Origin of the sequence: Rufibacter ruber (assembly GCF_014138425.1) — a bacterium.
Classification (GTDB): Bacteria; Bacteroidota; Bacteroidia; order Cytophagales; family Hymenobacteraceae; genus Nibribacter; species Nibribacter ruber_C.
Genome location: NZ_JACJIQ010000002.1, coordinates 165,088 through 190,735, shown reverse-complemented (window position 1 = coordinate 190,735; position 25,648 = coordinate 165,088). Strand labels below are relative to the sequence as shown.

At 50.8% G+C, this 25,648-nt stretch carries 15 protein-coding genes and 1 pseudogene; 2 read left to right on the top strand and 14 right to left on the bottom strand.

Annotated features, from left to right (window positions below; all coding sequences use genetic code 11):
• Nucleotides 1-51: 51 nt before the first annotated feature.
• Nucleotides 52-426, top strand: coding sequence for a PH domain-containing protein (locus tag FHS90_RS03335; protein ID WP_182511744.1), 375 nt, complete (start codon nucleotides 52-54; stop codon nucleotides 424-426).
• A 45-nt stretch (nucleotides 427-471) separates the two neighbouring features.
• Here FHS90_RS03335 and FHS90_RS03330 read toward each other — a convergent pair whose 3' ends face one another.
• The 11 genes from FHS90_RS03330 to FHS90_RS03280 all read right to left on the bottom strand — a co-directional run bounded on the left by FHS90_RS03330 (nucleotide 472) and on the right by FHS90_RS03280 (nucleotide 12,107).
• The gene (locus FHS90_RS03330; RefSeq protein WP_066832569.1) at nucleotides 472-753 is read right to left on the bottom strand and encodes a hypothetical protein; all 282 of its coding nucleotides are present in this window, start codon (nucleotides 751-753) and stop codon (nucleotides 472-474) included.
• Between the two features lie 164 nt (nucleotides 754-917).
• Entirely contained in the window at nucleotides 918-2,741 is a 1,824-nt protein-coding gene (locus FHS90_RS03325; RefSeq protein ID WP_246386644.1) for a tetratricopeptide repeat protein, read from the bottom strand.
• Between the two features lie 158 nt (nucleotides 2,742-2,899).
• Nucleotides 2,900-5,005, bottom strand: coding sequence for a peptidylprolyl isomerase (locus FHS90_RS03320; protein WP_066832573.1), 2,106 nt, complete (start codon nucleotides 5,003-5,005; stop codon nucleotides 2,900-2,902).
• Nucleotides 5,006-5,088: 83 nt separating this feature from the next.
• Complete coding sequence (locus FHS90_RS03315) at nucleotides 5,089-6,360, bottom strand: hemolysin family protein (RefSeq protein ID WP_182511739.1); 1,272 nt, start codon at nucleotides 6,358-6,360, stop codon at nucleotides 5,089-5,091.
• Nucleotides 6,361-6,378: 18 nt separating this feature from the next.
• The gene (locus FHS90_RS03310; protein ID WP_161947712.1) at nucleotides 6,379-6,537 is read right to left on the bottom strand and encodes a hypothetical protein; all 159 of its coding nucleotides are present in this window, start codon (nucleotides 6,535-6,537) and stop codon (nucleotides 6,379-6,381) included.
• Complete coding sequence (lptC, locus tag FHS90_RS03305; protein ID WP_074987947.1) at nucleotides 6,534-7,064, bottom strand: LPS export ABC transporter periplasmic protein LptC; 531 nt, start codon at nucleotides 7,062-7,064, stop codon at nucleotides 6,534-6,536. Before lptC ends, FHS90_RS03310 begins: the two co-directional genes overlap by 4 nt.
• 119 nt (nucleotides 7,065-7,183) lie before the next feature.
• Nucleotides 7,184-8,524 (bottom strand): BamG family beta-barrel-assembly machinery protein, encoded by a 1,341-nt coding sequence (bamG, locus tag FHS90_RS03300; protein ID WP_066832578.1) that lies wholly within the window; start codon nucleotides 8,522-8,524, stop codon nucleotides 7,184-7,186.
• Entirely contained in the window at nucleotides 8,517-9,233 is a 717-nt protein-coding gene (locus FHS90_RS03295; protein ID WP_082893501.1) for a type III pantothenate kinase, read from the bottom strand. Before FHS90_RS03295 ends, bamG begins: the two co-directional genes overlap by 8 nt.
• 15 nt (nucleotides 9,234-9,248) lie before the next feature.
• Nucleotides 9,249-11,075, bottom strand: a complete 1,827-nt coding sequence (locus FHS90_RS03290) for a pseudouridine synthase (RefSeq protein ID WP_246386641.1) — start codon at nucleotides 11,073-11,075, stop codon at nucleotides 9,249-9,251.
• A gap of 49 nt (nucleotides 11,076-11,124) precedes the next feature.
• Nucleotides 11,125-11,688: an SMC-Scp complex subunit ScpB gene (gene scpB, locus FHS90_RS03285; RefSeq protein ID WP_182511737.1), complete on the bottom strand. Its 564-nt coding sequence runs from the start codon at nucleotides 11,686-11,688 to the stop codon at nucleotides 11,125-11,127.
• Between the two features lie 35 nt (nucleotides 11,689-11,723).
• A complete protein-coding gene (locus tag FHS90_RS03280; RefSeq protein WP_066832585.1) occupies nucleotides 11,724-12,107 on the bottom strand; it encodes a TraR/DksA family transcriptional regulator in 384 nt (127 codons plus the stop codon).
• 335 nt (nucleotides 12,108-12,442) lie between these two features.
• Between FHS90_RS03280 and FHS90_RS03275 the strand changes: the two genes are divergently transcribed.
• Complete coding sequence (locus tag FHS90_RS03275; protein WP_066832654.1) at nucleotides 12,443-12,970, top strand: DUF3575 domain-containing protein; 528 nt, start codon at nucleotides 12,443-12,445, stop codon at nucleotides 12,968-12,970.
• Between the two features lie 491 nt (nucleotides 12,971-13,461).
• Here FHS90_RS03275 and FHS90_RS03270 read toward each other — a convergent pair whose 3' ends face one another.
• The 3 genes and pseudogenes from FHS90_RS03270 to FHS90_RS22830 all read right to left on the bottom strand — a co-directional run.
• On the bottom strand, nucleotides 13,462-14,499 hold the full coding sequence (locus tag FHS90_RS03270; RefSeq protein ID WP_182511735.1) for a PorP/SprF family type IX secretion system membrane protein: 1,038 nt from the start codon (nucleotides 14,497-14,499) through the stop codon (nucleotides 13,462-13,464).
• Nucleotides 14,500-14,508: 9 nt separating this feature from the next.
• The gene (locus tag FHS90_RS03265; RefSeq protein WP_377047731.1) at nucleotides 14,509-23,448 is read right to left on the bottom strand and encodes a DUF8696 domain-containing protein; all 8,940 of its coding nucleotides are present in this window, start codon (nucleotides 23,446-23,448) and stop codon (nucleotides 14,509-14,511) included.
• Between the two features lie 1,317 nt (nucleotides 23,449-24,765).
• A pseudogene (locus tag FHS90_RS22830) lies at nucleotides 24,766-25,326 on the bottom strand (PKD domain-containing protein); the annotation flags it as partial.
• Nucleotides 25,327-25,648: the final 322 nt, after the last annotated feature.

The window sequence follows — 25,648 nt, the reverse complement described above, 5'->3', positions numbered from 1 at the left end:
GTTTTTCACTCTTCCAAAAGTAAAACTGTAGGTTTCATTCTATGGGGAGCCATGCTACTGCTGGTGGTGACCGTGGGGCAGGTGCTGCTCACGCGGGAGTTCACGGCAGGCACAGCGGCCTTGGCTTTGTTCCTGGTGCTGGTGCTGGCACTGCTCCTCTGGATCTGGTTTGGCACCTATTACATGATTGACGGCACTATGCTTGTCTATGCCTCAGGCCCTATCAAAGGGAAGATTGACATTCACACCATTACCCACATCAAGCCCAGGGAAAAACTTTGGTCTGGCCTGAAACCGTCTCTGGGCTTAGACGGTCTGGTGATTTATTACAACAAGTGGGACGAGATCTATCTGTCTCCTAAAGAGAAGGAGCAGTTTATACAGCAGTTGCGGCAGGTGAAGGAGGAGATTGTGGTGGAGGGGTAGTGCTCCCTCTAAAGGCTAGCCCTTTTTACGCTTAAAGCTGCAGCCTTACTTTTTAAACGAGACATAGTGCCCTGGCTCTTTGCCCTCCAGACTCTCAATGTGCAGCTCTGAGACCCCGTCAAACCTTGTTTTCGCCTCTTTTACCACGGCTTTTCTTTTTCCTGCAAAGATCAGAGTGTCATGCTGGAGTTTGAGGTTGTCTGAATGCAGGATATCCCCTAGCCGGTACCCGTGACTGTACTTCCAGGTTATGGAAGTTATTTCCTCCTTCTCCAGCTGGCAGGAAGCCAGTAAGAAGACCAGTATCCCGTAGATGTACCTCTTCATATCTTGCAGGTTTGTTTAGAAGCTTCTGTAAAAGTGGTAGCCAGACTTGTTCCCAGTACTTCAACTATCCTTCTTTCCACATGTGGGGAAAACTGTTTTTGGCCTGTTTCTGGAAAAACAGCCCGAAAACAGCATGCCCCACTGCAACGCTAGCCGGCAACTGCCTACACCCGGTCTCCCCGCAGCTTTCTGAGGCGCTTTCTGGCCTCAGCCACAAACACGCTGCCAGGGTGCTTCACCAGCAGCTGGTTGTAGAGCTCCTGGGCTTTCTCAGGCTGTTTCAGGTTCTCTTCATTGAGCTGGGCCAGCAGGAACAGGGCGTCATCTGAGAGAATGTCATATTTAGGGTTCTCTATGATCTTCTGCAGGTTCTGGGCGGCTTCTTCAAACTTACCCGTCTGTTGCAGCAATTCCGCCTTGCGGAAATAAATCTCATCTGTGAGGCTGTGGCCGGGGTACTTTACCAACAGGCTGTCTAAGGCGGTTAGGGCCTCTGGGAACTTGTGCTGGAACACCAGAAAGTCTATGGCGGCGTATTCTTTGAGGGCCACCGCCGAGGTGTCTAAACCGGTATTGTCAATGATGAGCAGGCTCAGGTCAAGGGCGTCATTGGCGATCTCGCGGCTGGTGGCCAGCTTGAGAATGTCCAGATGGCTCTGGGCCAGTTCAAAGTCGCCTTTGTAGTAGCTGAGGCGGGCGTTTCGCAACTTGGCCTCATGCCCCAGCGGCTGCTCTTTATGGGATTTCTCCACCTGGCTGTAGAGCAAGGTGCTTTCCCACGGCTCCCCGCGCAGCAGGTACACATCTGCCAGCGCCAGCTTGGCTTCTGCCACCACGTTGGGCTGGGCCCGGGGCATGGCAATGACTTCCTGCAGGTTCTGCACGGCCTGCGCCTGGTTGTCCAGGTAAAACGCCTGCAGCTCCCCCAGTTCTTTCAGCACTTCGGCGGTGCGTTCATGGCGCCCTAGTTCCTGCAGCAGCTTCTCATAGTCTTGCGCCAGCAGCTTGATTTTTTCATAGTTCAGGGGGAACGTGTTCTTCACCTGCTCTTCCCGGGCTTTGATCACCCGCTGCCGGGCCACCGGATAGAGGTCACCGTTGGGGTACTGCTGCTGCAGGTAGGTGTAGCCCTCAATAGCGGTTTCAAAGTCTTTGTTCCGGAGGCTGATGTCTGCCAGGGCAAGCACGCGCCCGCCGCCGCCCTGGGTGCGCCGGTCCAGTGCCCGGGCCTGCAGAAGGGCCGGCCCGAAGTCTTTGCGCTGCAGCAGGGTCCAGATGAGGAGTTCGGCTACATCGGTGTCGTCTGGGTTGGCTTGTACGGCATCCATCAGCTTCTGCTCCAGCAGCGTAAGGGAGGCGTCATCTCGCAGGGCGTTCTGCAGCATGTTCTGGGCAAAGTTGAGCGGCACGCCGTCATTCTTTATCTGCCGCAGCACCTCTTCTATCAGGGCCTCTGTTTTGCGCTGGTACGCATAGAGCTGCATGAGCTGTGGGGCGAAGGTTTTCTCGCTGCCGCTGATCTGCCTCGCCTTCAGATACGCCTGCTCCACGTACTCCATCTGGTCTGCCTGCTGAAAGCCGGCGGCAATGCCGTACACATTCTCTGGGGTGGTACTTTGCACTACTTGCGCCCACTTTTTCTCAGCGGCCGCGCCATTGCCGGAGGCTTGCAGCACCTTGCCCTCATCAATGTCATACTGGGGCACTGACGGGAATTTCTTCTGCGCCCGCTTCACCAGTTTATCAGCTTCTTTGTAGTTGCGCAGCGCCAGAAGGGTTTTAAGATAGTCTGGGTACACCAGGCCAAACTGCACATCCTGCTCAACCAACTGGCGCAGCAACACCTCTGCCTTCTGGTACTCACTTTGGCGCAGGTACTCTTTGGCCAGGGCCATCTGCTCCGGTACGCTTTGCGCAACAGACGGCAGCGGGCTCAGGCCAAAGCACCAGAAACCTATGAGCAGCATCACTAGGAACCTTCTCTTCATGGTATACATCCCTTATCTTCTGTTCTTTAACGTAACGGGCGGCTATACAATATACTGTTTTTGGCCTGTTTTTCAGAAAACAGGCCAAAAACGCAGGTAAAAAAGAAGAGCCGCGCTGGTGGCGCGGCTCTTACCCTATTTAAAAAAGTCTCTATTGCTTAGAAGAAGCGTACGCGGTTGTCTTCAACATTGGCATTTTTACGTACCGCCTCATACAGGGCGCCCTGCACTCTACCGGCGCGCAAGCCCACCAGCTGCTGCTTCACGTTGTTCAGGTCAGTGATGGGAGGGGCTGGGGCAAGGGCTGTTAACTCTACCACTACCACACCACCTTCCCCTTCAATAGGCTGGGTACGCTGGCCTGGCTTCAACCCGAAGGCGCGGCCAATGGCTACCGGCTCAAAGCCTAAGCCTGGCACGTTGGCCGTAGCCAGGGTAACATCAGTGGCTGGGCGAACAATGGCATCTGGGCCGTATTTGGCAGCCGCCTGGTCTAAAGAACCAGAGATGGTACCTAGTTTCTCTTTGATCTTCTGTGCTTTCAATTCATTTCTCACGGCCGCGGTCAGTTCATCCCGGACATCTTCTACCTTGGCAGTGCCTTTCTCCCGCTTGCCGGTTAAGACCGCCACCACAAACTGGTCATCAAGGGTGATCACAGGGGAAACATCTCCCACTTCCGTGTCTTCGCCGTACGCCCAGCGCACCAGTTCACGGGCATTTGCCAGGTTGTTGATGTTACGGTCAGCCGCGGCAATGTTTTTGGCTTCAGCTTTAGACAGGCCTTTCTCTTTGGCTACTTCCTGGTTAAAGTCTTCCAGGCTTGAGCTGGCAGAGGCAAGGGCGCTGGCTCTGCTGTACGCATACTCGCGGGAGTTGTCGCTTGGGGTTAAGGCGCGGGTCAGCTGGGCTACCTGGTAGGTCTTGGTAGTCTTAGGCTCAGTGATTTTAACAATATGGTACCCGTAATCAGTCTCTACCAGGTTAGGCAGAAGACCGGCACCGGTGGCACCAAACACGGCTTTCTCAAACGCAGGCACCATACGGCCTTCAGTGAACCAGCCTAAGTCACCTCCCATAGAGGCGGTTCCGTCTGTACCGTGCTGGGCAGCCAGCTGGGCAAAGTTGGCGCCCCCTTTAATCTGGTTCAGCAGGTCCTGGGCTTTGGCTTTGGCCGCGGCTTTGGCCTCTGGCGTGGTATTCTCTGGTTTGATCAGGATATGGCTGGCGCGGGCAGAGGCAGCACCACCGTTCTTAGTGCCAATAATTTTGTACAGGCTGAAGTTGCCGTTCTGCACAAAGGGGCCGTAGATCTTGCCCTGCTCCAGAGACTCTTTCTTCAGCTCCTCAGGCAGCTCGTGCGCCGGAACAAACGCCCCGTTGAAAGGGGTGTCAGACTCAGCCTTCACAAACAGGGAGTCATTCTCAGTGGTGGCAAAACGGGAGGCCAGTTCTGCGGTCTCGGTTTGGTAAGCAGTGCTGTCTTCTTTAGAAGGTGCCACCGGTACGGTCACGTACGCAATAGAACGGCCTGCCTCTACTTCAAATTTCTTCTTGTTCTTGTTCAGGTACTCGCTCAGCTGATCATCTGTGACCTTGATGGTAGAATCAGCAATGCTGAAGTAAGGCACAAACAGATACGTAAGGCTGGCCTTCTCATTCTGCTCCTGGTTGTAACGCTTGGCTTCTGCCGTGGTCACGTAGTTAGAGAGGGTGAACAGGTTGTAGTATTTGTTGCGCAGGCGGTCTGTAGCCAGATCCTGCTCATATTTGTACCAGGCCGCCTGCTGCTCTGGGGGCAGGTTCTTCAGGTTGCGCAGGGTTTGCTTCACCTGCTCTACGTTGAATTGGCCGGTTTGCGGGTCAGTGAACATCTGCTTCAGGGCAGGGTGCACGTTCTTACCCTGTACCATGTCTACTAACTCCTCATCAGAGACGCCAATCCCCAGGCTTTTGAACTCATCTTCAAAGGCATACTTGAACACCAGTTGGTTCCAGGTCTGCTCACGCAGTGAAGCCATCTCGGCCTCACTTGGCTGGCGGCCGTACTGGTTTGCATAATTGTTTCTGGTCTCCTCAAACAAGGCTTCGAATTCCTGCACTGACACCTCATGCCCTGCAATCTCTCCTACTGTCATGTTGTTTCCGAACAATCTGGAATTTGGCCCCAGCAAATCTCCCAACACAATGAAAATGAGCAAGCCAATGGCAATCGCGCCAATGGCGAAGCCAGACTTCTCCCGAATCTTGTTAATTAATGCCATGTAATTAGTGAACGAAATTTATGCGTTATGCAAAATAATCTGAATAAGTGGTAAAATCAAAATATAAGTATCTAAAGAGCAGCTTATTCTTCTGCCGGTGACTGGCGTACTGACAAATGCACGGTGTTAATGCGGTGTTCATCCATTGATAAGATGCGGATCTCAAAGGGCGGCATCACCACCACGTCTCCCGTAGCGGGTATTTCCTCCAGTACAGACAAGATAAAACCACCCAAAGTTTCATAGTCGCCCTCTGGCAGATTGAGGCTATATTTTTCATTGAGGTAGTCTATTTCCTGGCGGGCACTGAAGAGGTAGCTGCCCGGTTCTGGCAGGGGCTGCTCCAGCAGGTCTTCCTCATCATATTCGTCATTGATATCGCCAATGATCTCCTCCATCACGTCTTCCAGGGTCACAATGCCGGAGGTGCCGCCAAACTCATCCAGCACCAGCGCAATGCTGCGGTGCTCAGTGATGAACATCACAAACAGCTCCCGCGCCAGCATTGCCTCGGGCACCGCTTCCATGGGAGTCAGGATCTCTTCAATGGTCTTTGGCTGGTTGAACAGGCTGAACTGGTGGCAGTACCCCAGAATATGGTCCAGCGACTCCTGGTAGATCAGGATCTTGGAATGGCCGGTTTCAATAAAGGCTTCGCGCAGTACTTCTATGCCTTCCTCCAGTTCAATGGCGTCAATCTCTGTGCGGGGCACCATGCACTCGCGCACCTTCACATTTTTGAATTCCAGGGCGTTGTGAAAGATCTTGCTGTCTACCTCATGGGCGGTAATCATGGCCAAGGTGGCCTCCTCTGCTGTCTGCAGCCTTACAGCAAAAGGTTGCAGGGTGATAGCATTTGCGTAGTTGTCAATTCTGTTTTCGGCCTCTTTTTCTGAAAACAGGCCAAAAACAGCCTGGAACAAGAGCGTGATGGGCGAAAACAGAATCAGGAGAAAGGCCAGCGGCGCGGCGCTCCACCGCAATAAGGCAGAAGGTGTGAGCAGGGCCACCCCTAGCCCCACCAGGGAGAGTAGCGCCCAAATAAGCAGAAAGGTACTTAAAGCGGCCAGCACCGCAGACACCACCGCCGGGAGCAACAGCTGCAGCACCGGGTACAGCAGCCCGTACAAGCCTATACCCAGCAGCAACAAGCCACCTGTGTTTCCCAACTGTACCGTAAGCAGCGTCTGCCGCTCCCGTCTCAGCAGAAAGCCGGTCAGACTGGTGGCGCCTTCCTGGGTTTCCAGCTGAAGCAGCACCCTTTCGGCGTGCCGCAGGGCCACCTCTGCCATCTGGCAAAGCACCAGCAGCGGGGCGCCCACCGCAACCGCTATGTATAGTGAGAATTGCTCCATGGCCAAACAGACGCGGGGTTAGGTGTCTCTCCGCTCCAGGCGGAAAAGCATGACGAAAATGACAGACAGCATCAGGATCCAGTAGCTGTGCAAGATGCCGTTCACCATAGACTGGTGAATGCCTATCACCAACGTCACTACGGCAAGGGCTATGTAGATGGTTTGCTTCAGGTTCATTCGTTTAAGGTAAAGGACCCGGAGAATTTGTCCAGTTTGTAGTTAGAGAAGTCTTCATTGGCGGTGAGCCCCACCCCGGTTACCACTTCCTCGGCACTGGTGATGCGCACAAATTTGTCAGTAAAAATATTACGCTTCTGGCGGTTCCAGTACAGTTCTTCTGTGTTCAACTGCTCGTTCTTCACTATGTTCTTCACCACCACGTCATTCCGGACAAAGTACTGGTCTTTGAGTTTGTCATACTTGCCGTACTTAGACGTCACCATGCTGGTAGGCACGCCGTTTTCATAGAATGTGATGTACAGGCCCTTGGGGTACAGAATATCACCGTTCTCCAGATCCTGCTGCAGGGGGGCGGTCATTTTAAGTTTAATCTGGGCGGAGTCTGAGTAGATGGTTACCTGGTTGTAGGTCTCAGAAACAGGGCCTTTGTAATTCACCGGCTTTACGTTGTCATCTGCGTTCTTACAGCCCACGCCCAGCGCGCCCACCAGCAAAAGCATACAAAAAGAAAGCTGAATCTTCATGGGTCTTTACTACAGAGCCTTTCTTATTACCTATAAATGCGTCAGATACCAAAACAACAGATGCGGGACCTATTGCGCTGGTATCTGACCGTTTGTTGAGTTATGTAATATACGCGTTCTTAGTCAAAGCGGCGTTTAATAAACCACTGGTTGCTGAACGAGATACCCAGAGATACTTTAAAGTATTCTTCTTTGATCCCGGTGCCTTTCACTTCCTGCATGCCAATGGCAAAACCGGTGTTGAGCAGCGCCTGGGTATAATCTGGCGGCCTTACCCCTCTACCCATGGGTATGGAGAAACCCCATGTCAGCCCCACGTCGCTTAGGTCCTGACCACCGCCGTCTGTCATGATCTCAGCAGATCTGTAGTAACCGCCAACGCGGTAGGTAACACGCTTGAAGAAGGAGCTCATAGAACCGGCGTCTGGGGTGATCTCGCCCCCTACGCCAATCTTGAAGCCATCGCCCAGTTCGGCCCGGCCGGCTCCTTTGTCTTGGCTGAAGCCTCTAAAGTCAGAGCCTTTGGTATACGTAAAGTCAGAGGTGGCTACCCAGTTCTTGTTGTTGTCCAGGGAGAAGCCCAGCTGCATCATCTGCGGAAGGGAGGTGTGCCCTTCTGTACTGTCTGTCACTACTCTGCCTATTACGGTCTCATCTAGCAGACGGCTCTCCAAGGCAACCTCACGGTCTGCGCCCAAAGTAGCCTGGGCGGCGTACTTCGCCCCCACCCCCAACACCAGTTTGGGTGACAGCTGCTTCAGGTAATGCGCCCCGCCGCTCAGCATCACCCCGGTGTATTTGGTACTGGTATGCACCACTGCTTTTCTGGGTATGTTCACACTGTCTGCCTTGTCTACCACCGTGGTAGCGGCTTCACGGTCAATAGTCCCAAACAGATAAGACCCGGCCAGACCCAGGGTCAGGCCCTTGCCAATTCTTACCCCGTTAGAGAAGTGCACCTCATTGATACCGCCAGACCCTCTGTACTCATTGTAGGCAGACACGTCTGGCTCCCCGTCATTGATAAGGTCTGGGGCGCCGGGAACGGGTTGTCTTACAAAGGTGTAGTAGTTGACACGGCTGTAGGGTTTCAGCCCCAGGGAGGCGGTCCAGCGGTTAGAGACCGGAATGGCCAGTGACAGCGAGTTGAAGTTTGCCTCCCCGTCTACCTGGGTGTTCTCCCCGTCAGACAGCCTTTTCAGGTCAGAAGAAACAGACACGTCAAAAATTACCCTTCTGTTATAATACAACAGGGCAGGGTTCTGATCATTGATAAGCCCATAGCTTGGGGAGGCAACTCCTACCTGCCCCATGCCCTGGCTCCGTACGTTGCCGGTGCCATGCAGTATGTCGCCCACCCCAAAACGTGAGTAGGGTGAGTTTGAAATTTGTTGCGCCTGTACCTGAGACCCCGCCACCAGGCAGGAAAACAAAAACAGCGCTCTGAAAGGCTTATACATTATACTCAAGAATACGGTTTAACCCGATCAAAACCAGTTCGGGAATAACAAAGATGCGTGCTTTTACTGTACTTTCAAAAAACGGGGCGTCACCGCCACAGAGAATGACCGTCAAGGGTTTGTACTGACTATCATAATACTGAATCATGGCCTCGGCTTCTGCCAGTACTCCGTAAAGGATTCCCCCTCTAATGGCTTCTTCTGTGGTTTTGCCCGGCCTGGGCGGCAGCTCATGCCCTTCCAGCAGCGGCAGCTTACCGGTAAATGCATGCACCGCCTGGTACCGCAGGCCAATACCCGGTGAAATGCTTCCGCCTTGATAGGTGCCATTTGCCTCCAGCAGGTCATAGGTGATGCAGGTGCCTGCGTCAATGACCAGGCAATGCCTGTCTTTGAACAGTACCTGCGCCCCAACCGCGGCAGCCAACCGGTCCACTCCCAGCGTGTGGGGCGTGCCGTAGTTGTTGTTCAGCGGCAGGGGAAGCTGGTTGCTCATCACCAGGGTCTCCCCCGCTACCGGCAGGTACTTGCCCAGTTCTACCGGCTCACTGCTCACAGAAGACGTAATGGCATGTTGCACAGAGACACCCGCCAGTTCTTGGGCCAAGGCCGGAAAACTGGCACAGGCAACCTGCCGCACCAAATGCCCGTCTTCAAAAAGACCGGCCTTGATGCGCGTGTTGCCCCGGTCAATTACCAGATTCAGCATTCTTTGAACGACAGATTACATAAAGTATTTCAGGCGCACCACTTCTTTTTCTGACAAGAAGCGCCAGTTGCCCCTTGGCAGGTCTTTTTTGGTCAGGCTGGCGTATTGCACGCGGTCCAGCGTAACCACGTCATAGCCCAGGCTTTCAAAGATGCGGCGCACAATGCGGTTGCGGCCAATATGAATCTCAATGCCCAGGAACTTGTTGCTTTCCCCCAGCAAGGCAATGTCATCTACAATGGCTTTGCCGTCTTCCAGCTCCAGGCCTTCCTGAATCTGAGCCAAATGATCTTTGGTGATTGGCTTGTCTAGCTCTACCTGGTAAATTTTAGACACCTTGTTAGAGGGGTGGGTCAGTTTCTGCGCCAGCTCACCGTCATTGGTGAACAGCAGCAGACCTGTGGTATTCCTGTCAAGCCGGCCCACCGGGAACAGACGCTCTTTAGAGGCGTTTTTCACCAGGTCCATCACAGTTTTGCGGCCTTCAGGGTCTTCTGTGGTGGTGATGAAATCTTTGGGTTTGTTCAGGAGCACATAAACTGTTTTTTCGCGGTTCAGCACTTTACGGCCATACTGCACAGTGTCTGACGGGGCCACTTTGTACCCCATCTCCGTCACCACCTGCCCGTTTACCTTGATTTCACCGGCGGCAATCAGCTCATCCGCTTCGCGGCGCGAGCAGATACCGGCGTTGGCAATGTACCGGTTGAGGCGCAAGTCTTCATTCCCGTAGTTCTCATCCCGCTTTTTACGGCGCTCCTCGTAGCGTTTCAGGTTGTAGAAAGGGGCCTCCTGAACTTCTTCATCAGAACGGCCGAAGCGGTTCTCCCGGTTGCCTCTGCCTTCTCGCTCTGGGCGGTCTGTACGGCTATTGCCGCGGTCAAACTTGCCATCGCGCTTCTGGAAAGAGGGGCGGTCATCACGGCCGCGGCTCTCCCGTGCCGGGCGGTCAAAGCTGCGGCTGTCACCGTCTCTGCGCGCGGGGCGTTCAACGTTGTTTTCGGCCTGTTTTCCAGAAAACGGGTCATTTTCACGGCGGGTGTCTGGGCGTCTGTCATCAGAACGCTGAAAACCCCGGTCCTCCCGGCGGCCGCCTTCGCGGTTAAACGGCCGGTTTTCCCGGTCGCCGCCTCTTTCTCTGCGGTCATCGCCGCCGCGGGCAAAACCGCCGCGCTCCGGACGGTCGCCAGAGAAGCCTTCTCTTTTGAAGCCACCTTCCCGGCGCTCGCCCCGTTCCTCTCTTCCACCGCCAAAAGATGGGCGGTCATTGTCACGGCGCTCACCGCCCCGGTTGAAACCACGCTCCTCGCGGTTCCCGAAAGAGCGGCGCTCGCCTCTCTCCCCGTTGCGGGCAGCGGCGTCTCTGCCGCTTTCCCAGTTGTCTTGGTTCATGCCGCGGCCACGTCCTTCTGACCGGTTAGAACCACCCTCTCTGGCGGGTCTGCGGTCATCTGGGCGGCGGTTATCGCCACCGCGCGGGCGGAAGTCTGAAGACCGGTCATTGTTGCCTCTGTCTGGTCTCTCAAAGCCGCGGGCCGGACGGAAATCACCGCCTCTGCGGTCGTTCTCCCTTCTGGGTGCGCGCTCCCTGTTCTCGCGGTTGGTGTTTACATCACCGTCACGGTCATCACGGCGCGGCCTTTCAGCACGCTCGCGGTCACCGTACGGTTTTCTATCATTTGAATCTGAGTTTCTGTCCCGGTTGCCAAAGCCTGCTTCGCGGTTGCCGCCTTCTGGGCGGTCAAAGCGGGTGCCTCTGCCAAATACTTTTTTGCCCTGCTCCCATGAATTGCCACGGGGGCGGTTGTTGCCGTCTTGCGGCGTGTCTTCGTTTCTAGCCATGATGGTTGAGTTGCAGTATCGCTACTGTATAAAAGATGTGTGTAAATACTTATTGCGCGGCGGCTTCGCCGATGGTGTTCTCTTCTGGGGCCAGATCCCGCAGCTGCGGAAGGTCTCTGAGGTGGTTAATGCCAAAGTACTCCATGAACTTCTGGCTGGTGCCAAACAGCACCGGGCGGCCAATGGTGTTGGCTTTCCCCTTGATTTCCAGCAGGCCTTTCTCCAGTAGGCGCTGAATGGCATAATCACAGCTCACGCCTCTGATCTGCTCTACCTGAGAACGGGTAATGGGTTGTTTGTAGGCAATGATGGCCAGGGTCTCCAAAGCAGACGCTGACAGCTTCTTCTTGGATTTGTGCTTGAGTAAAATGCTCACCGAGTCCTGGTAAGCCGGCTTGGTCAGAAATTGGTACCCGCCCCCAATCGCGTAGACCTGAAACGCGAACGCGTCAGTAGAGAATTGAGCATTTAACTGCTCAATTCCCTCTAACACATCACTCACGCTCACCTCCAGCACCAGGGCTTCAGAAAGGCATTTCTGCAGTTCTTCAATAGACACCGGCGAGGTGGCGCAAAAAATCAGGGCCTGAAGATGGTTCAGTAACAGGTTCAAGGTACGTGGTTCTTTAAGTTTAGCAGACCCGCAGGTTAGTCGTTGCGCATCATTTTGGCCTCAATGGTGTGCTGCGTGTGCGGCACCGCCTTCAGGCGCTCCTTCGGGATCAGTCTGCCCGTCTTGATGCACACGCCGTAGCTGCCGTTCTTGATCCGGATGAGGGCGTTCTCCAGCTGCTGGATAAACTTGAGCTGGCGGGAGGCCAGCTGGTTCAGGCTTTCCTTTTCAGCGGTGTCTGCGCCATCTTCCAAAACTTTGGCCGTAGAAGCGGTATTATCTGTACCGGCATCATTGCGGCGGCTCAAGGTTTCTTTGATGAAAGCTACCTCCTTGCGGGCATTCTGTAACTTCTCAAGGATTATTTCCTGAAATTCGTTCAACTCCTCTTGGGAATACCGTAGTTTTTCTTCGCTCATGGCTTTACTGTTGATAACGGTGGTTCTGTTGTTTGTTAGTATAGTTTGCTTATGTGTTCCTGGCAACTGCAGCACTTGTCTGTTACAGCTCAACCGCCTTTCCGGTTGCACTTCCCCCCCGTTCTTTCCTTTTTTCAAAGGCATGTTTAGGGAAATTTTGCGCAAAAATACAGTTTTTATTTCGTAAAACTATGCAGAGACTCAAAATGATAGCAGTATTTTACTATTCTTTTGACCTTCTCCTTTTCTGGCTTCTTCTTTCTTGCCCGCCCGGCCTTTTTCACCTTCTTTGGCATCATTTCTGAAACAGGGCACCTACACCTTGTATGATGTATATGAAAAAGCTTCTCTCCCTTCTGTTTCTGGCTCTGTTGAGCGGCTATTCTTCAACAGCGCAAACCGTTACGTTGAAAGCCAATATTCTCAGCCCTGTTGTGAGCACCGGCTCCTTCTTTGGCGAGTACGCGTTCTCTCCCAACCTGAGCGCCCAGCTGGGCTTTTTCTCCACAGGTATCAAAGTGAAAGACACCCGGTTTGACGGGTTCGGCATCACCCCTGAGGTCCGGTACTTCTTTTCCGGCCACGCCCCCACCGGCTTTTACGGGGCCGGCTACCTCCGTTTTCAGGATTTTGACCTAACCCGCGAAGACACCCAGGCCCACGGCACCCTCACCTCTTTTGGCGGCGGCGCGCTGCTGGGCTTCCAGTTCAAATTTGCGCAGTTTCTGGTGGCAGACGTCTTTTTGGGCCCCGGCTTCAATGCCGCCTCTGTGAAAGGCGGCGGGGGCGAAGACAACTTCAACCTGGGCACTTTTGGCGGGTTCAGCCCCCGGGGCGGGATAACAGTGGGGATCGCCTTCTAAAGCCGCCCTTTCGGCGGTGCCGAAATCAGTATTCCGTTTTGGAGCTACTTTCTGGAAAACAGACCAAAAACAGAAAATTGAACATTTTCTGTTTCGCAGGCTTAAAGACCGCAAATACTAAAGACCAGGGAAATAGAAATCATAAGACAGGTTGCTGGCAGGCGGGTTTAAGAAGTAGGGCGTGTTGACATTTAGATCTCACAAGGTATTTTGAGTGAGTTATAGACTTGCTCAAGGTCTTTGAGAAGAGCAACACCTGCCTACCTATTACTCAAAGTAAGGTAGAGCAGGCTAAAAGCGCCTTCCATTTGCCAGTCAAGCGTACTTGTCAACACGCCCTAAAACACCTCTGCAACGGAAGAAGAAGTACAAAGGTAAGCTTTGCCTGAAACCCGTATGACAAGTTACAGAAAAGTTCTTCTGTTCTATTGGGCATTTCTGTTTTCAGGCTGTTTTGGCCAAAACAGCCCGAAAACAGAAAACAACTTTCTCTACCAGATCCATTGTGGGCAGATGATCTTCCTCTTGTTGTTTACCTTAAAGCCAATTAATATCTCATGAGAGCCGGCACTGGCTTCATTTAGTTCAGAGGTGGTGACATCATAAGAATACCCAAAGTCTAACAGGTGGTTGATGTTCAACCCTCCCAACAGGGTAAAGGAATCTTTTTTTCGGTAAGAGAGCCCCACCCACATCCGTTCACTGTACAGCGCCTTAATGTTGAAGTCAAAAGAAGCTGGCGTAGGTGTTGCTTTCCGGTACATAATGGATGGAGTAAGCATCAGATCACGGTTTATTTTTACTCTGTAGCCTGCCGTAATAAAGTAGTGTGGCTCAATCTTTCCGGAGACCGCCGTACTATAGGCATCTTTAAAATCACTCCCACTGTTGATCAAATGCGTGCCAGAGATACCAAGAAAAGCCTTAGAGGTATAAACCCAGATCCCTAAGCTGGCATCTGCCTTGGTACTGCCGGTATTATCACCGGCCAGGGTGGGGTCAGACTGATCTACTGCTTTTGCCTGCGCTGTATTGAAGCTGTTCCTGACTACTCCGGCCGAAATTCCTGTGGAGACATTTAGTACATTGGTAATAGGCAAATGGTAAGCGTACATCAGATTTACGGAGGTGGCTGTCAACAAACCGGCTCTGTCTACCTGGACTATGGCTCCTACGCCATGGTGTGGGTTAACTCTGTAGAACCGGTTGTTCTTGTTCACCCCGCTGCTTTGTGTTACCCCCGTAGAAGAGCGCTTAAATTTGTTTTTTGCGGGGGCGTTACGGTCATTTTTACCAATAGAGGCGTGTATACTTGTATAAAAGGTAATAGGCGACTCCTCAAGACCCACCCACTGCTTTCTAAACGAGGCCCTTATATCTGTATAGCTTTCAATCCCAGCCACCGCCGGGTTAACGACAACGCTATTGGTCATATACTGGCTGTACTGCGGTATCTGCTGCGCCCTTCCCTTCATTGAAACAAGGCCAATGAGCGCCAACCCTAAAACGCATATTCTTACTGCTTTCATTGTTCCTTGCTATTTAATGATGGTGATACTGCCAGAGATGGGAGCCTCATCTTTGTCTAGATACAAAATGTAGTAATAGGCAGAAACTGGCAATGGCTTGCCTTGGTAAGTACCGTCCCACCTGGTTCTGTAGCCCTCTGATGAGAAAATCTTTGCGCCCCATCTGGTAAATATCTCCACGCGGCAGTTAGGATAATGCTCAATGTTCAGAATCTCCCAATCATCATTGCGCCCGTCTTTGTTCTGAGTGATGACGTTAGGAATAAATACTTTAGGAAGCACCGTTACCGTCACCTCATCTGTAGACACACAGCCTTCTTTAGTAGTCACTGTGACCGTATAGGTAGTGGTTTCATCAGGCTTGGCCTGTGTCACGGCTGTGGTAGGTGAAGAAAGATTACTTGCTGGTGACCACACATATTTTATTCCTCCTGCTGCCCGCAGCTGTGTTGACCTTCCTTGAATAATGGTAACATCTGGACCGGCATCTGCCAATGGCGGAACAACTTCTACTTTCACGGGTGTTCTAATGGCACTAGCACATCCCTGACCAGACACTGCCTGCACATAGTAGGTAACGGTCTCATTCAGTGCCGGTGTAACAAATGTGGTGCCGGTGTAAATCACTGCACCGCCCTGCGGCTGCTCATACCATTCTACTGTGCCAGTCGGGTTATTCACGTGTAGGGTCACTGTACCCCCCGGGCAGATACGGGCACCAGGGTTCTGCCAAACAGGAGCCACCGGCAACGGGTACACCGTTACTTTTACTGCCGTACTCGTCTGGCTTTGACAGGGCAGCGAGGTAATCACCCTTCTAAACCATGTGCTCTGTGTCAACACTCCCGGCTGATAATCCCTGCCATTGTTCATACCTGGTGCTGGCGAAAAACCAGCAGTTGGTCCATTAGTGCTTATTTCCCATAGGTAAGAATAGGTACCGCCGCCACCCGCCGGGGCAGAGCCTTGCAGCAAGTTTGGCGTCAACCCGGAGCAGATGGTTTGGGCTGAGGCAATTACATTGTTAGAGACAGGAGCAGCTACTGTGATTTTGACAGGTATACTGATATCTTCAGAGCAAGGTACTGAGGTCACAATTCTACGGTACCACGTAGTGATGCTTAGAGGCCCGGAACGGTAATTTTGATCATTGTTATCACCTGTGGCAGAAGTATAGTTGATACCATCTGTGCTACTTTCCCATACATACGTATAGATCCCGTTGCCACCTGTTGGCAGAACTCCTGCAATCGCTGTCGGCACATCTCCCCTACAAATCAGCTGATCTGCACTTATGAGGTTGTTGCTCAGTGCCGGCAGAACCGTTACCTGTACGTACGCAGAAGTGTTCACGCACCCTCCTGAGAAAACAGTTCTTCTGAACCAGGTAGTGCGGGATAGATAGGCGGGCTGATAATTGGCTACGGTATTATCCCCTTCGGCGGGCCTCCAGCCGCTGTTTGGCCCTACTGTGCTTTCCTCCCACAGATACGTATAATTGCCACTACCGCCCTGGGGCGCAGTACCCGTTAACGCAGCCGGAAAGTTCCCCAGACACAGGGCTTGGTTAAACGATATGCGGTTATTAGAAATAGGTGGGTTCACTCTTATTCTGACAGAGGCACTGTAATGAGGATCACAAGGACCCGCACGTACAATTCTTCTGAACCAGGTAGTCTGCAGAATCATTTCAGGCGCATACGTAGCATTAGTGTTCGCTCCATTGGCTGGCCCAAAGCCACTGTTTGGCCCTACAGTACTGCTTTCCCACAGGTATGTATAGTTCCCGTCTCCTCCTGTAGGCTGCGTTCCCGTCAATGGCAGTGGCGTGGCACCCACACAGATTTCCTGCGCCTCTGTGATGACATTATTGGCAATGTTCCCGTTCACGGTTACCTGCACCGCCGCGCTTGCATTGGCACAGTTCCCAGACGTGACCACTCTTCTAAACCATGAGGTCTGGGTAAGGGTAGAAGCTTGGTAGTTCGCTGCGTTGTTCATGCCTGCAGCATCTTTAAAACCAGAGGTTGGCCCTTCTTCACTTATTTGCCAAAGGTAGACATACCCTCCGTCTCCGCCGGAAGGGCTGGTGCCCATAAGTTGTGCCGGGGCCGTCTTCTCACAAATAGTTTGCGCCTGCTGCACCACGTTATTGGCAATGACAGGGTTTACTGTGATCAGGACCATATTACTCGCCTGCGGCGGGCAAGGTGCAGAAATCACCACGCGTCTGAACCACGTGTTTTTGGTAAGCACCGGTGGTACATACTCTTTCTTGCTGTTAAGACCATCTGCCGGGTCAAAATCATTGGCCAGGCCAGTATAGCTCACCTGCCACTGATAGGTATAACTTCCGCTGCCACCAGAAGGAGTGGTACCTGTTAACGCAGCAGGGCTTTCACCTGCGCAGATTATCTGCGGTGCACTGATGGTGTTCCCCGTGATAGCCTCATTCACGGTGATCTTAACGGCACTACTGATTACACTTGGGCAGGAAGCCCCCGCTTTCACCACTCTCCTGTACCAGGTAGTTTGGGTAAGAATGCCAGGGCTGTAGTGCTGTTGGGTGTTGTTCCCAGCTGCCGGGGCAAAGCCAGAAGTAGCCTCCAAAGTACTTGCCTCCCACACATATTCATATAACCCGTTTCCGCCAGTTGGCAATGTACCCAGCAAATCTGCCGGTACGTTCCCGTAGCAAATCACCTGTGGTGCGGTTACTTGATTATTCTTGATGCTTTCCCGAACGACTACCTGGATGACATTTGAAAAATTCTCACAGCCACCAGACATAACAATCCGTCTAAACCAGATGGTTTGTGTAAGGGCAGCAGCCTGATATGCTTCTTTGGTATTCTCCCCATCTGCCGGCTTAAAGTTACCCAAAGGCCCTACTATACTGCTCTCCCAACGGTAAGTAAAGACGCCATCACCCCCAGTAGGACTGGTAGCCGTGAAGAGCTTTGGCGTATCTCCTTCACAAATCTCCTGACTACCGGTTATGGTGTTATTCGCAATAACTGAATTAACTACAATCTGAACCGTAGGGGAAACATCTTCACACCCGCCCGAGTTAATTCTTCTTCGGTACCATGTAGTTTGAGTTAAGGTACTTGGAGCGTAGTCTTTTGCCGTATTTACCCCAGTTGCTGGTTCAAAAGTAGAATTATCAGCACTTTCTTCCCATAGATATGAATAACTCCCATCTCCCCCGGTTGGCAAAGAACCCCGCAGGGGTACCGGCGCAACTCCGGTACAGATAGCCTGTGAGGCAGAAGCTGTATTATTCTTAATAACTGGATTCACCGTTACCGTCACGCCTGCTCTAGGACTGATACAGCCATTCACATCTGTTACCTGCACATAATAACGGGTAGTGGCGGTGAGTAGCGGCGTGGGGTAGATAGCACCTTGCCCTACAGGTGTAATCTCTGTTTCTGAGGTAAACCATTCATATTTCCCCGTAGTGGAGCCTATTACCCTTAACGTAGCAGAGGCACCTGTACATATCACCACATTATTAACCACTGGTGAAACGGGCAAAGGGTCTACCAATATCTGTACGGCAGAAGAGGCATTGGTACAACCTCCAGAGATGGCCACTCTTCTAAACCAGGTAGTTTGGGTTAATACAGACGGTTGATAGTCCTGGGTATCATAGACGCCTGGTGCTGCGGCAAAACCTGCGATAGCTGAGGTGGTACTGCTTTCCCAGCGGTAAATGTAGCTGGCATCCCCTCCGGAAGGCACAAGACCTGTAAGTTTTGTGGCAGGTGCACTCCCTGTACATACCCGCTGCTCCCCAGTAATATTGTTACCTGTTATACCTGGATTTACAGTGATCTTGATGGCACCACTTGCATTCTCAGCACATACTCCTGAAATGGCTACTCTCCTGAACCAGGTAGGCTCCTGCAATACATCTGGGGTATATTCCTGGTGTATAGCCCCAGGTATAGCGGTGAATCCGCCGGAGGCACTCTCAGTACTCTTTTCCCACCGGTACGTGTAGGCACCAGTACCACCTGTTGGCAAGCTGCCTGCCAGTTGTGCTGGGAGAGCCCCTGCACAGATTACCTGCTCTCCTGAGATAGTATTATTGGCAATTGGCTGCTCCACCGTCACGTGCACTACCGTACGGGTGGCGCTTGGGCAATTATCTTTCACAGCCTCTACATAATAGGTAGTGGTCTGGAGCAAAGATGGGGTTTGAAAAGACGGCCCCTCATGTAAGGGTGAGCCTCCAGTTGCTACAGCATACCATAGGTACTTATCTGCAGGCCCGGTGACAGTAAGGGTAGTGGTGCCGTTGGCACAAATAGTAGTCACTGTTGCTGCAGCAATAACAGGAGCCGCGGGCAACGGCGTAACCTCTACCTTCATAAGAAGGCTTTTCACTGTACAGGCTCCTGATGTCACTACTCTTTGATACCAAGTGGTCTCCATTAGTATTCCCGGCTGAAAATCTTTCCCAACTGCCCCAAGGATCTTTAAGAAGGTAGTACCATTGGTACTTTCCAGCCATTCATATTTAAAGGCACCGTCGCCTCCTTTAGGATTACTGCCCAGAATTACCATTGGAGCAGTGTTCGCACAGATGGTTTGGTTGCCTGACAGGCTATTCTCTGTGATAGAAGGTGTAACAGTAACCTGTATTGTGTTGCTTTCACTCTCTTGGCAAACACCTGCCATGACCACCCTTCTGTACCAGGTTGTCTCTGTTAGGATTGCCGGTGTATAGTCTTTTGCATTTGCACCAGCAATGGCCATAAACCCAGCAGAAGCCGAAGTTGTACTGGCCTCCCAGCGATAGGTATACGTAGCAGCTACCCCTGTTTCAGCACCTCCAGACGGGGTGCTCCCCATTAGTGCCACAGGCGCTGAACCAGAACATATGGTTTGGTCTGTGGTGATGCTGTTATTGGCAATAGGTTGCTGAACCACTATTTTTACGGCAGCACTGGGAATGGAACATCCTCCAGAGCTCACTACTCTTCTAAACCAGGAAGTACCTGTTAGCACCTCTGGCTGGTAGTCACCCACCGTTGCCCCATTGATTGCGGCAAAGCCCGTTGAGGCAGAAGTGGTGCTTTTCTCCCACTGGTAAGTGTACACACCATCACCCCCTGTAGGCACAAGACCTTGCAGCAACTCAGGATTTTGCCCCACACATACCGTTTGGTCAGCAGAGATCTTATTACCAGTGATACCTGTGTTTACGGTGATTTTAAGGCTATTACTCACAGATGCGGCACAAGCCCCAGAAAGCACCTTTCTTCTGAACCACGTATGGGCATTTAAAACACCTGGCAGATAGTTGGCTCCTGTAGCTCCGGAAAGGGTTGTAAAGGTGGCTCCGTCAGTACTGCTTTCCCATTGGTACATGTATGTTCCAGAACCACCAGCCGGGGCAGACCCCTCTAACTCACCTGGGCTGTTCCCCACACAGATGGTTTGTTCTGCCGTGATAGAATTATTGGTTATTGACTGCTCAACCGTTACCTGTACCGGGGTGCGGCTGCCGCTAGAACAATTATCTTTTACTGTTTCTACATAATACACCTTTGAACCAGTTAAGGCCGGAGTAGTAAAATTAACTCCCTCATGTAGGGCAACTCCGTTTTTATCTGTTTCAAACCAACGGTAGTTATCACCTGCCCCGACAGCTGTTAACGTAGCAGTAGAACCGGAGCAAATAGTAGCCGCGGCTACCGTAGGTGCGGCTGGCAACGGGGTCACAGTTATTTTTATAGCGGCGCTGTTCACTGAACACGCTCCAGATTTGACAATTCTTCTATACCAAGTAGTGGCAGTCAAGGCATCTGGTTGGTAATCTTCAGAAGAAATACCCGAAATAGCGGTAAAGACAGAACCATCTGCACTTATCTGCCATTCAAAAACAAAAGAAGTATCCCCTCCGGTGGGAGTGCTTGCATCTATCAGCTTTGGTTGGGCACCAGAGCAGATGGTCTGATCTGGTGATAACGTATTCGCGGAGATGGCTTTTGTAATCTTGACCTCTACCACCCCGCTCTCGCTTGGTGGGCACACCCCTGACTCTACCTTTCTTCTAAACCAGGTAGTTTGTGTCAGAACCCCAGGAGAATAGTTAGGCGTATTGGTATTCGCGATAGCTGTAAAGTCACTGGCAGTAGGCCCGGTGGTGGTCTTTTCCCAAACATAGGTGTAAGACCCCGTACCGCCTGAAGGGGAAGAACCCTGTAAAGTAGCAGCGGTGGTACCCTCGCAGAGACTTTGGGAAGCCGTGAGAAGGACGTTATCAGTAATGGGCACTTGAACCTGTACCGCAATGACATTACTGATAACCGCACATGCCCCTGACTTGGCTCTCCTTCTAAACCATGTGGTTTTATCTAAGGGCCCAGAAGTATAATCTTTATCGTTAGCCCCTGCTATGGCTATATAGTCTGAAGCACTGGCGCCAGTAGTGCTTTTCTCCCATACATAAGAAAATGTTCCCGTTCCCCCCAAAGGCTCTGTGCCCTCTAAGATAGCCGGAGCGGTATTTGCGCAGATGGTTTGAGGCGAACTAATAGCATTATTAGTAATAGGCTCTGTAACTTTCACTTCAATCACATTACTGACCGTACCGGCACAAACACCTCCCGTGACACTTCTTCTGTACCAGGTAGTCTGGGTTAAGCCTGTTGCCAGCTGAAGGCTTTGCTGTGTTGCCCCGGCTATGGGTGTATACTCTATGCCGTTGGTGCTGAACTCCCACTGATAGGTATACACCTCTGAACCTCCAGAAGGCTTTACCCCCACAAAGGCTGACGGAGTCTCGCCAGAGCAGATTGCCTGATCACCGCTAATGGTATTCCCAGTTATTAATTCCTGCACTATGACCTGTACTGCCCCACTTTGGGCAGTGCAACCACCTGAAGTTACCAACCTTCTGAACCAGGTAGGCTCAGTTAAGATATGAGGCGTGTAGTCTTGTTCTGTGGCATTGGCAATATTAGTAAAATTGCTACCATTAGCACTGCTCTGCCACTGGAACGCATATTTCCCATCTCCCCCACTGGGGCTTGTTCCCAGTAAGGCAGCAGGTGCGGCACCTGTACAAATAGTTTGGGGGGTGGAGTTGGCAATGGTGTTATTAGTAATAGCAGGGTTCACGGTCACCTTTACCGCTTTGCTCTCGTTAGGCGCGCACGCTCCCCCGGCCACCACTCTGCGGTACCACACGGTAGAAGTGGGTGACTGACCTGCTGCAAAAGCCAGATGAGGTGCCGTAGCCCCTGCTATGGTGACATAGACTCCATTCTCAGCGTCACTTTTTTGCCATTGGTAAGAATAGGGCGCCCCTCCGCCCGCCGGGCTTGAACCAGTTATCTGGGCAGCGTCTTCTCCTCTACAAATAACCTGCTCACCTACAATGGTATTATCTGTAATAGGCTGCTGCACTTTTATTTCAACAGCTGATAAACTTTCTAATGGGGTACAGGAACCAGACTTTACTGTTCTTTTAAACCAGGTTGTCTGATTTAACGCTGTTGGCTGGTAATCTTTCTCTGTAGCATTCAGAATGTCACTAAAACCACTTGTAGCTGAAGTGGTACTAATAGCCCATGAATAGGTGTATCTGTTATCCCCGCCCTGCGGGTTAGAACCTACTACTTTGGCAGGAGTGGCTCCAGCACAAATTATTTGGTCGCCACTTAACGTGTTATTAGAAATCTGCGGCCGCACCAGCACCTGCACAACATTACTAAAGGTGACACAGGCACCAGATGTAGCTTTCCTCCTGAACCAGGTTGGTACCTGTAGTTTATCTGGACTGTAGTTCCGGCTGTTCCCGTTAGTAGATACAACGACAAAACCGGTTGTAGCCGAGGTAGTGCTAACCTCCCAGGTATAGGTCATATTTTCATCTCCACCAGTTGCCGCGTCCCCGGTGAGTTCCTTAGGAACCTGATCATAGCAAAGGTCCTGATTTCCGCTAATGGTGTTGTTTACAATGGCTGGCGTCACCTGTACGGCTACCGGGGTTCTGGATGAGCTGGCACAACTGGTACTGATTGATTCTACATAATAGGTAGCGCTGGTAGTGAGAGGGCCGGTGGTCAGGATTGTGCCACTGGCATTAACCCCTGCAACAATGGCGGTTCCCCCCTGGCCTGTGGTATACCATCTGTAAGCGTACCCCACAGGTGGGTTCTGTACTGTTAACGTAGCGCCGGTACCTTCACAAATAGTGGCACCTGCTACTACCGGGGCCACCGGGCGCTGCGTTACCTTCACCTGAACAACATTACTGGTTTGGGCACCACATTCCCCAGATGTTACAACTCTTCTGAACCATGCATCTTGGGTTAAACTCACAGACGGGGTATAGCTTTGTTCTGTACTGGTACCGGGTGCATTGGTAAACGTGCTGTTGTCTGTGCTAATCTGCCATTGATATTTGTAATTGACCTCATCTCCTCCCGTTGGTTGAGAGCCGGCAAGAATACCTGGTGTCTCCCCGGCACAAATGGTAGCATAAGCCGGTGCTGAAATGCTGTTAGAAGCAATAGGTTTGGTAACCGTTATAGTGATTGGGGTTCTGATAGCACTAACACAACCAAATTTGTCAACAACCTCTACATAATAGGTAATGGTATTGGCAGGTGTAGACCTATAAATTGCTCCAATAAATCCTGGGGTGACGGCTGTAGCAGAGGTATACCATTTATACATACTGGTACTTTCTGCTCCAGAGACAGCAAGGGTAGCTGTTTGCCCGGCACAGATTGTCTGCCCTGGTGCTGTTGGCGCAGGGGGCAGTTCCCTGATGGTGATTTCTTGTGTAGCCGCAGTAGACGTACCGCACTCATTGGTAGCGGTATAGGAGACTATATAGGTACCCGCCGTTGGGAAATGAATAGATGGGCTTTGGCTTGAGCTGCTTGTACCCGCCTCAAAGGTGGCACCTGGCGTACCTGACACACTCCAATGATAAGTAGAAATAACGCCATAGTTAGCGTTTATGCTAGGCCTATGGTTCTGGCTGCTCGCCGAAAAAGCAATGGTTTGTGCTCCACAATATGCCTGTGCTGACGGGAGCGAAACTGTTGGGGGAGCTTTAACAGTGATTTGGCTACTAGCTGTACTGATTCCGCAAGGGTTAGTAACGGTTAGAGCAATTGTATATACACCACTATTTGTGAAATTAAATATAGGCTCAGCGCTCGTTAGAGTACCAGAAGTTAAGGTATAGCCACTACTAGGAGTTATCGTCCATTTATGGGTCAATAATTCCCCAGTAGATTGGTTTTTTATAGTTACTGGCAAATTTATACATCCACCAGAAGGATTATCAGTTATGTTGAATTTGGCTACAGGAGGAGCAATGATGGAAATATCTTTTTCGATGGTGCTAAGGCCACATCCATTGCGTATAGTAAATTTAACTTTATAAATTCCAGGCTGTAAGAATTTAATTGATATGTCTTTAGTAAACTGCCCACCTAATTCAAATTGCCATCCACTTGCTGGAAAAACCTCCCATTTATATTCTGTATATTCAGTTGTACATGTTCCATTACTTAATGCCTCAACACCTTGATTAGAGATATCTTTGAAATTATATATCTCATTAATGCAGCCTTTATTCGAGCTAGGTGATATAGAAAAATTTGCAGTAGGCTTTTGTCCTACACGGATTGACTTAACATCTAGAGTAGTAGTTCCACATGGGTTAGTAGCTGTTGCTGTTAAAGTGAATTCATTGTTTGGCTTACCACAAGACGATATATTAAACTCATGAGTGATACTATTTGGTATATCCTCTTGTGTATATTCAATTGGCTCACTCCCGTCATTGAATACAAAGGTATACTTAGTGGCAGGACTGTTATTAACAATACCACTAATTGGAAAGGTATAAATTGCATTTGATCCGGCGCAACCTACTGTGTTACCGGGGCTCCCTACCGTAATACTAGGATTACTACCGTTATATACTTGTTGATTAAGGATAGTTACACATCCATCGCGAGTTGCTGTTACTCTTAGATTAAATGATCCTTGTTGTTTATATGTATGTTCTGCTGTTGAGAATGAATTAGATATTTGATGGGAGGAATTATCGCCCCAATCTATTATATAGGTAGTGTTAGATTGAACTAAAGACCTATTCTCAATTCTCACCAAATAATCACTATTAGAAGATGTAGAATTACATTTACTAAAAGCAGGATTACCAGGAGTTCTCGTTAAATCAGCTAAAATTATATCTGGCTGCTGCTTTACCCGTACCGTCTTTATCTCAGTATCAGTGCAGCCCTCCCTGTTGGTGACCGTCAGCTTTACAGAATAGGTTTTTACCCCTCCCCCTATAGACGTGAATACATGGTTTGGATCTTTGTCTGAACTGGTATTGCCAGAACCGGGATCGCCAAAGTCCCAGGAGTACCTAAGACCATCTCCTGTAGAAACATTGGTAAATTTTATACTTGTGCCAGAGCAGACATCATTTGTAAATGTGAAATCTGCCTTGGGCAAATCATGAACCGTTACAATAAATACTTCTGATGTTTTAGACGCACAGGTATCTCCCTTCGCTTCAACCGTATAATTGCCAGACTCTACTATGGTTAGCTTATCACTGGTCTCTGGCAGGGTGGTGTTACCTCTGCGCCACGTGTAAGTGGGCTTTGGATCAGTAAAAGAGGCAGACAGCACCACATTTCCGCCTTTACAGAAAGAAAGAGGCCCTGAGGCCGTAACAGAGACAGTACATGTAGAGCTTTGGGCAAAAGAGCCCACATGAAAAAACACTGACAACAAGGTTGCCCACAACAGGCTACGGTAGAGCTGCGCCATAAAAAGCGATAAAAGAAAAACAGAAGATAAAAAAAATGGAATAGAGAACTACAGGGGGAATAGTACTTTTTAGAGGACAGTTTGAGAAAAGTACCTATGTTGCCTTTCCTCAACCTAAATTATATATATAGTTTATTTAATTAATTAACGTATTAATTATAAGCCGTTTATTAACTTAAATTCTTTGTATAACTCTGTTAGAACAGCTTCTTTAAATCTTAATTATAAAGAGAAGCTACTTATCATTTTCCACTTAGTCTCTGGTGTAAGCGGTTGCCTGCGTCTTTAGCTGCATACAGCTTCTGTTTCTGTCCTGTTTTTC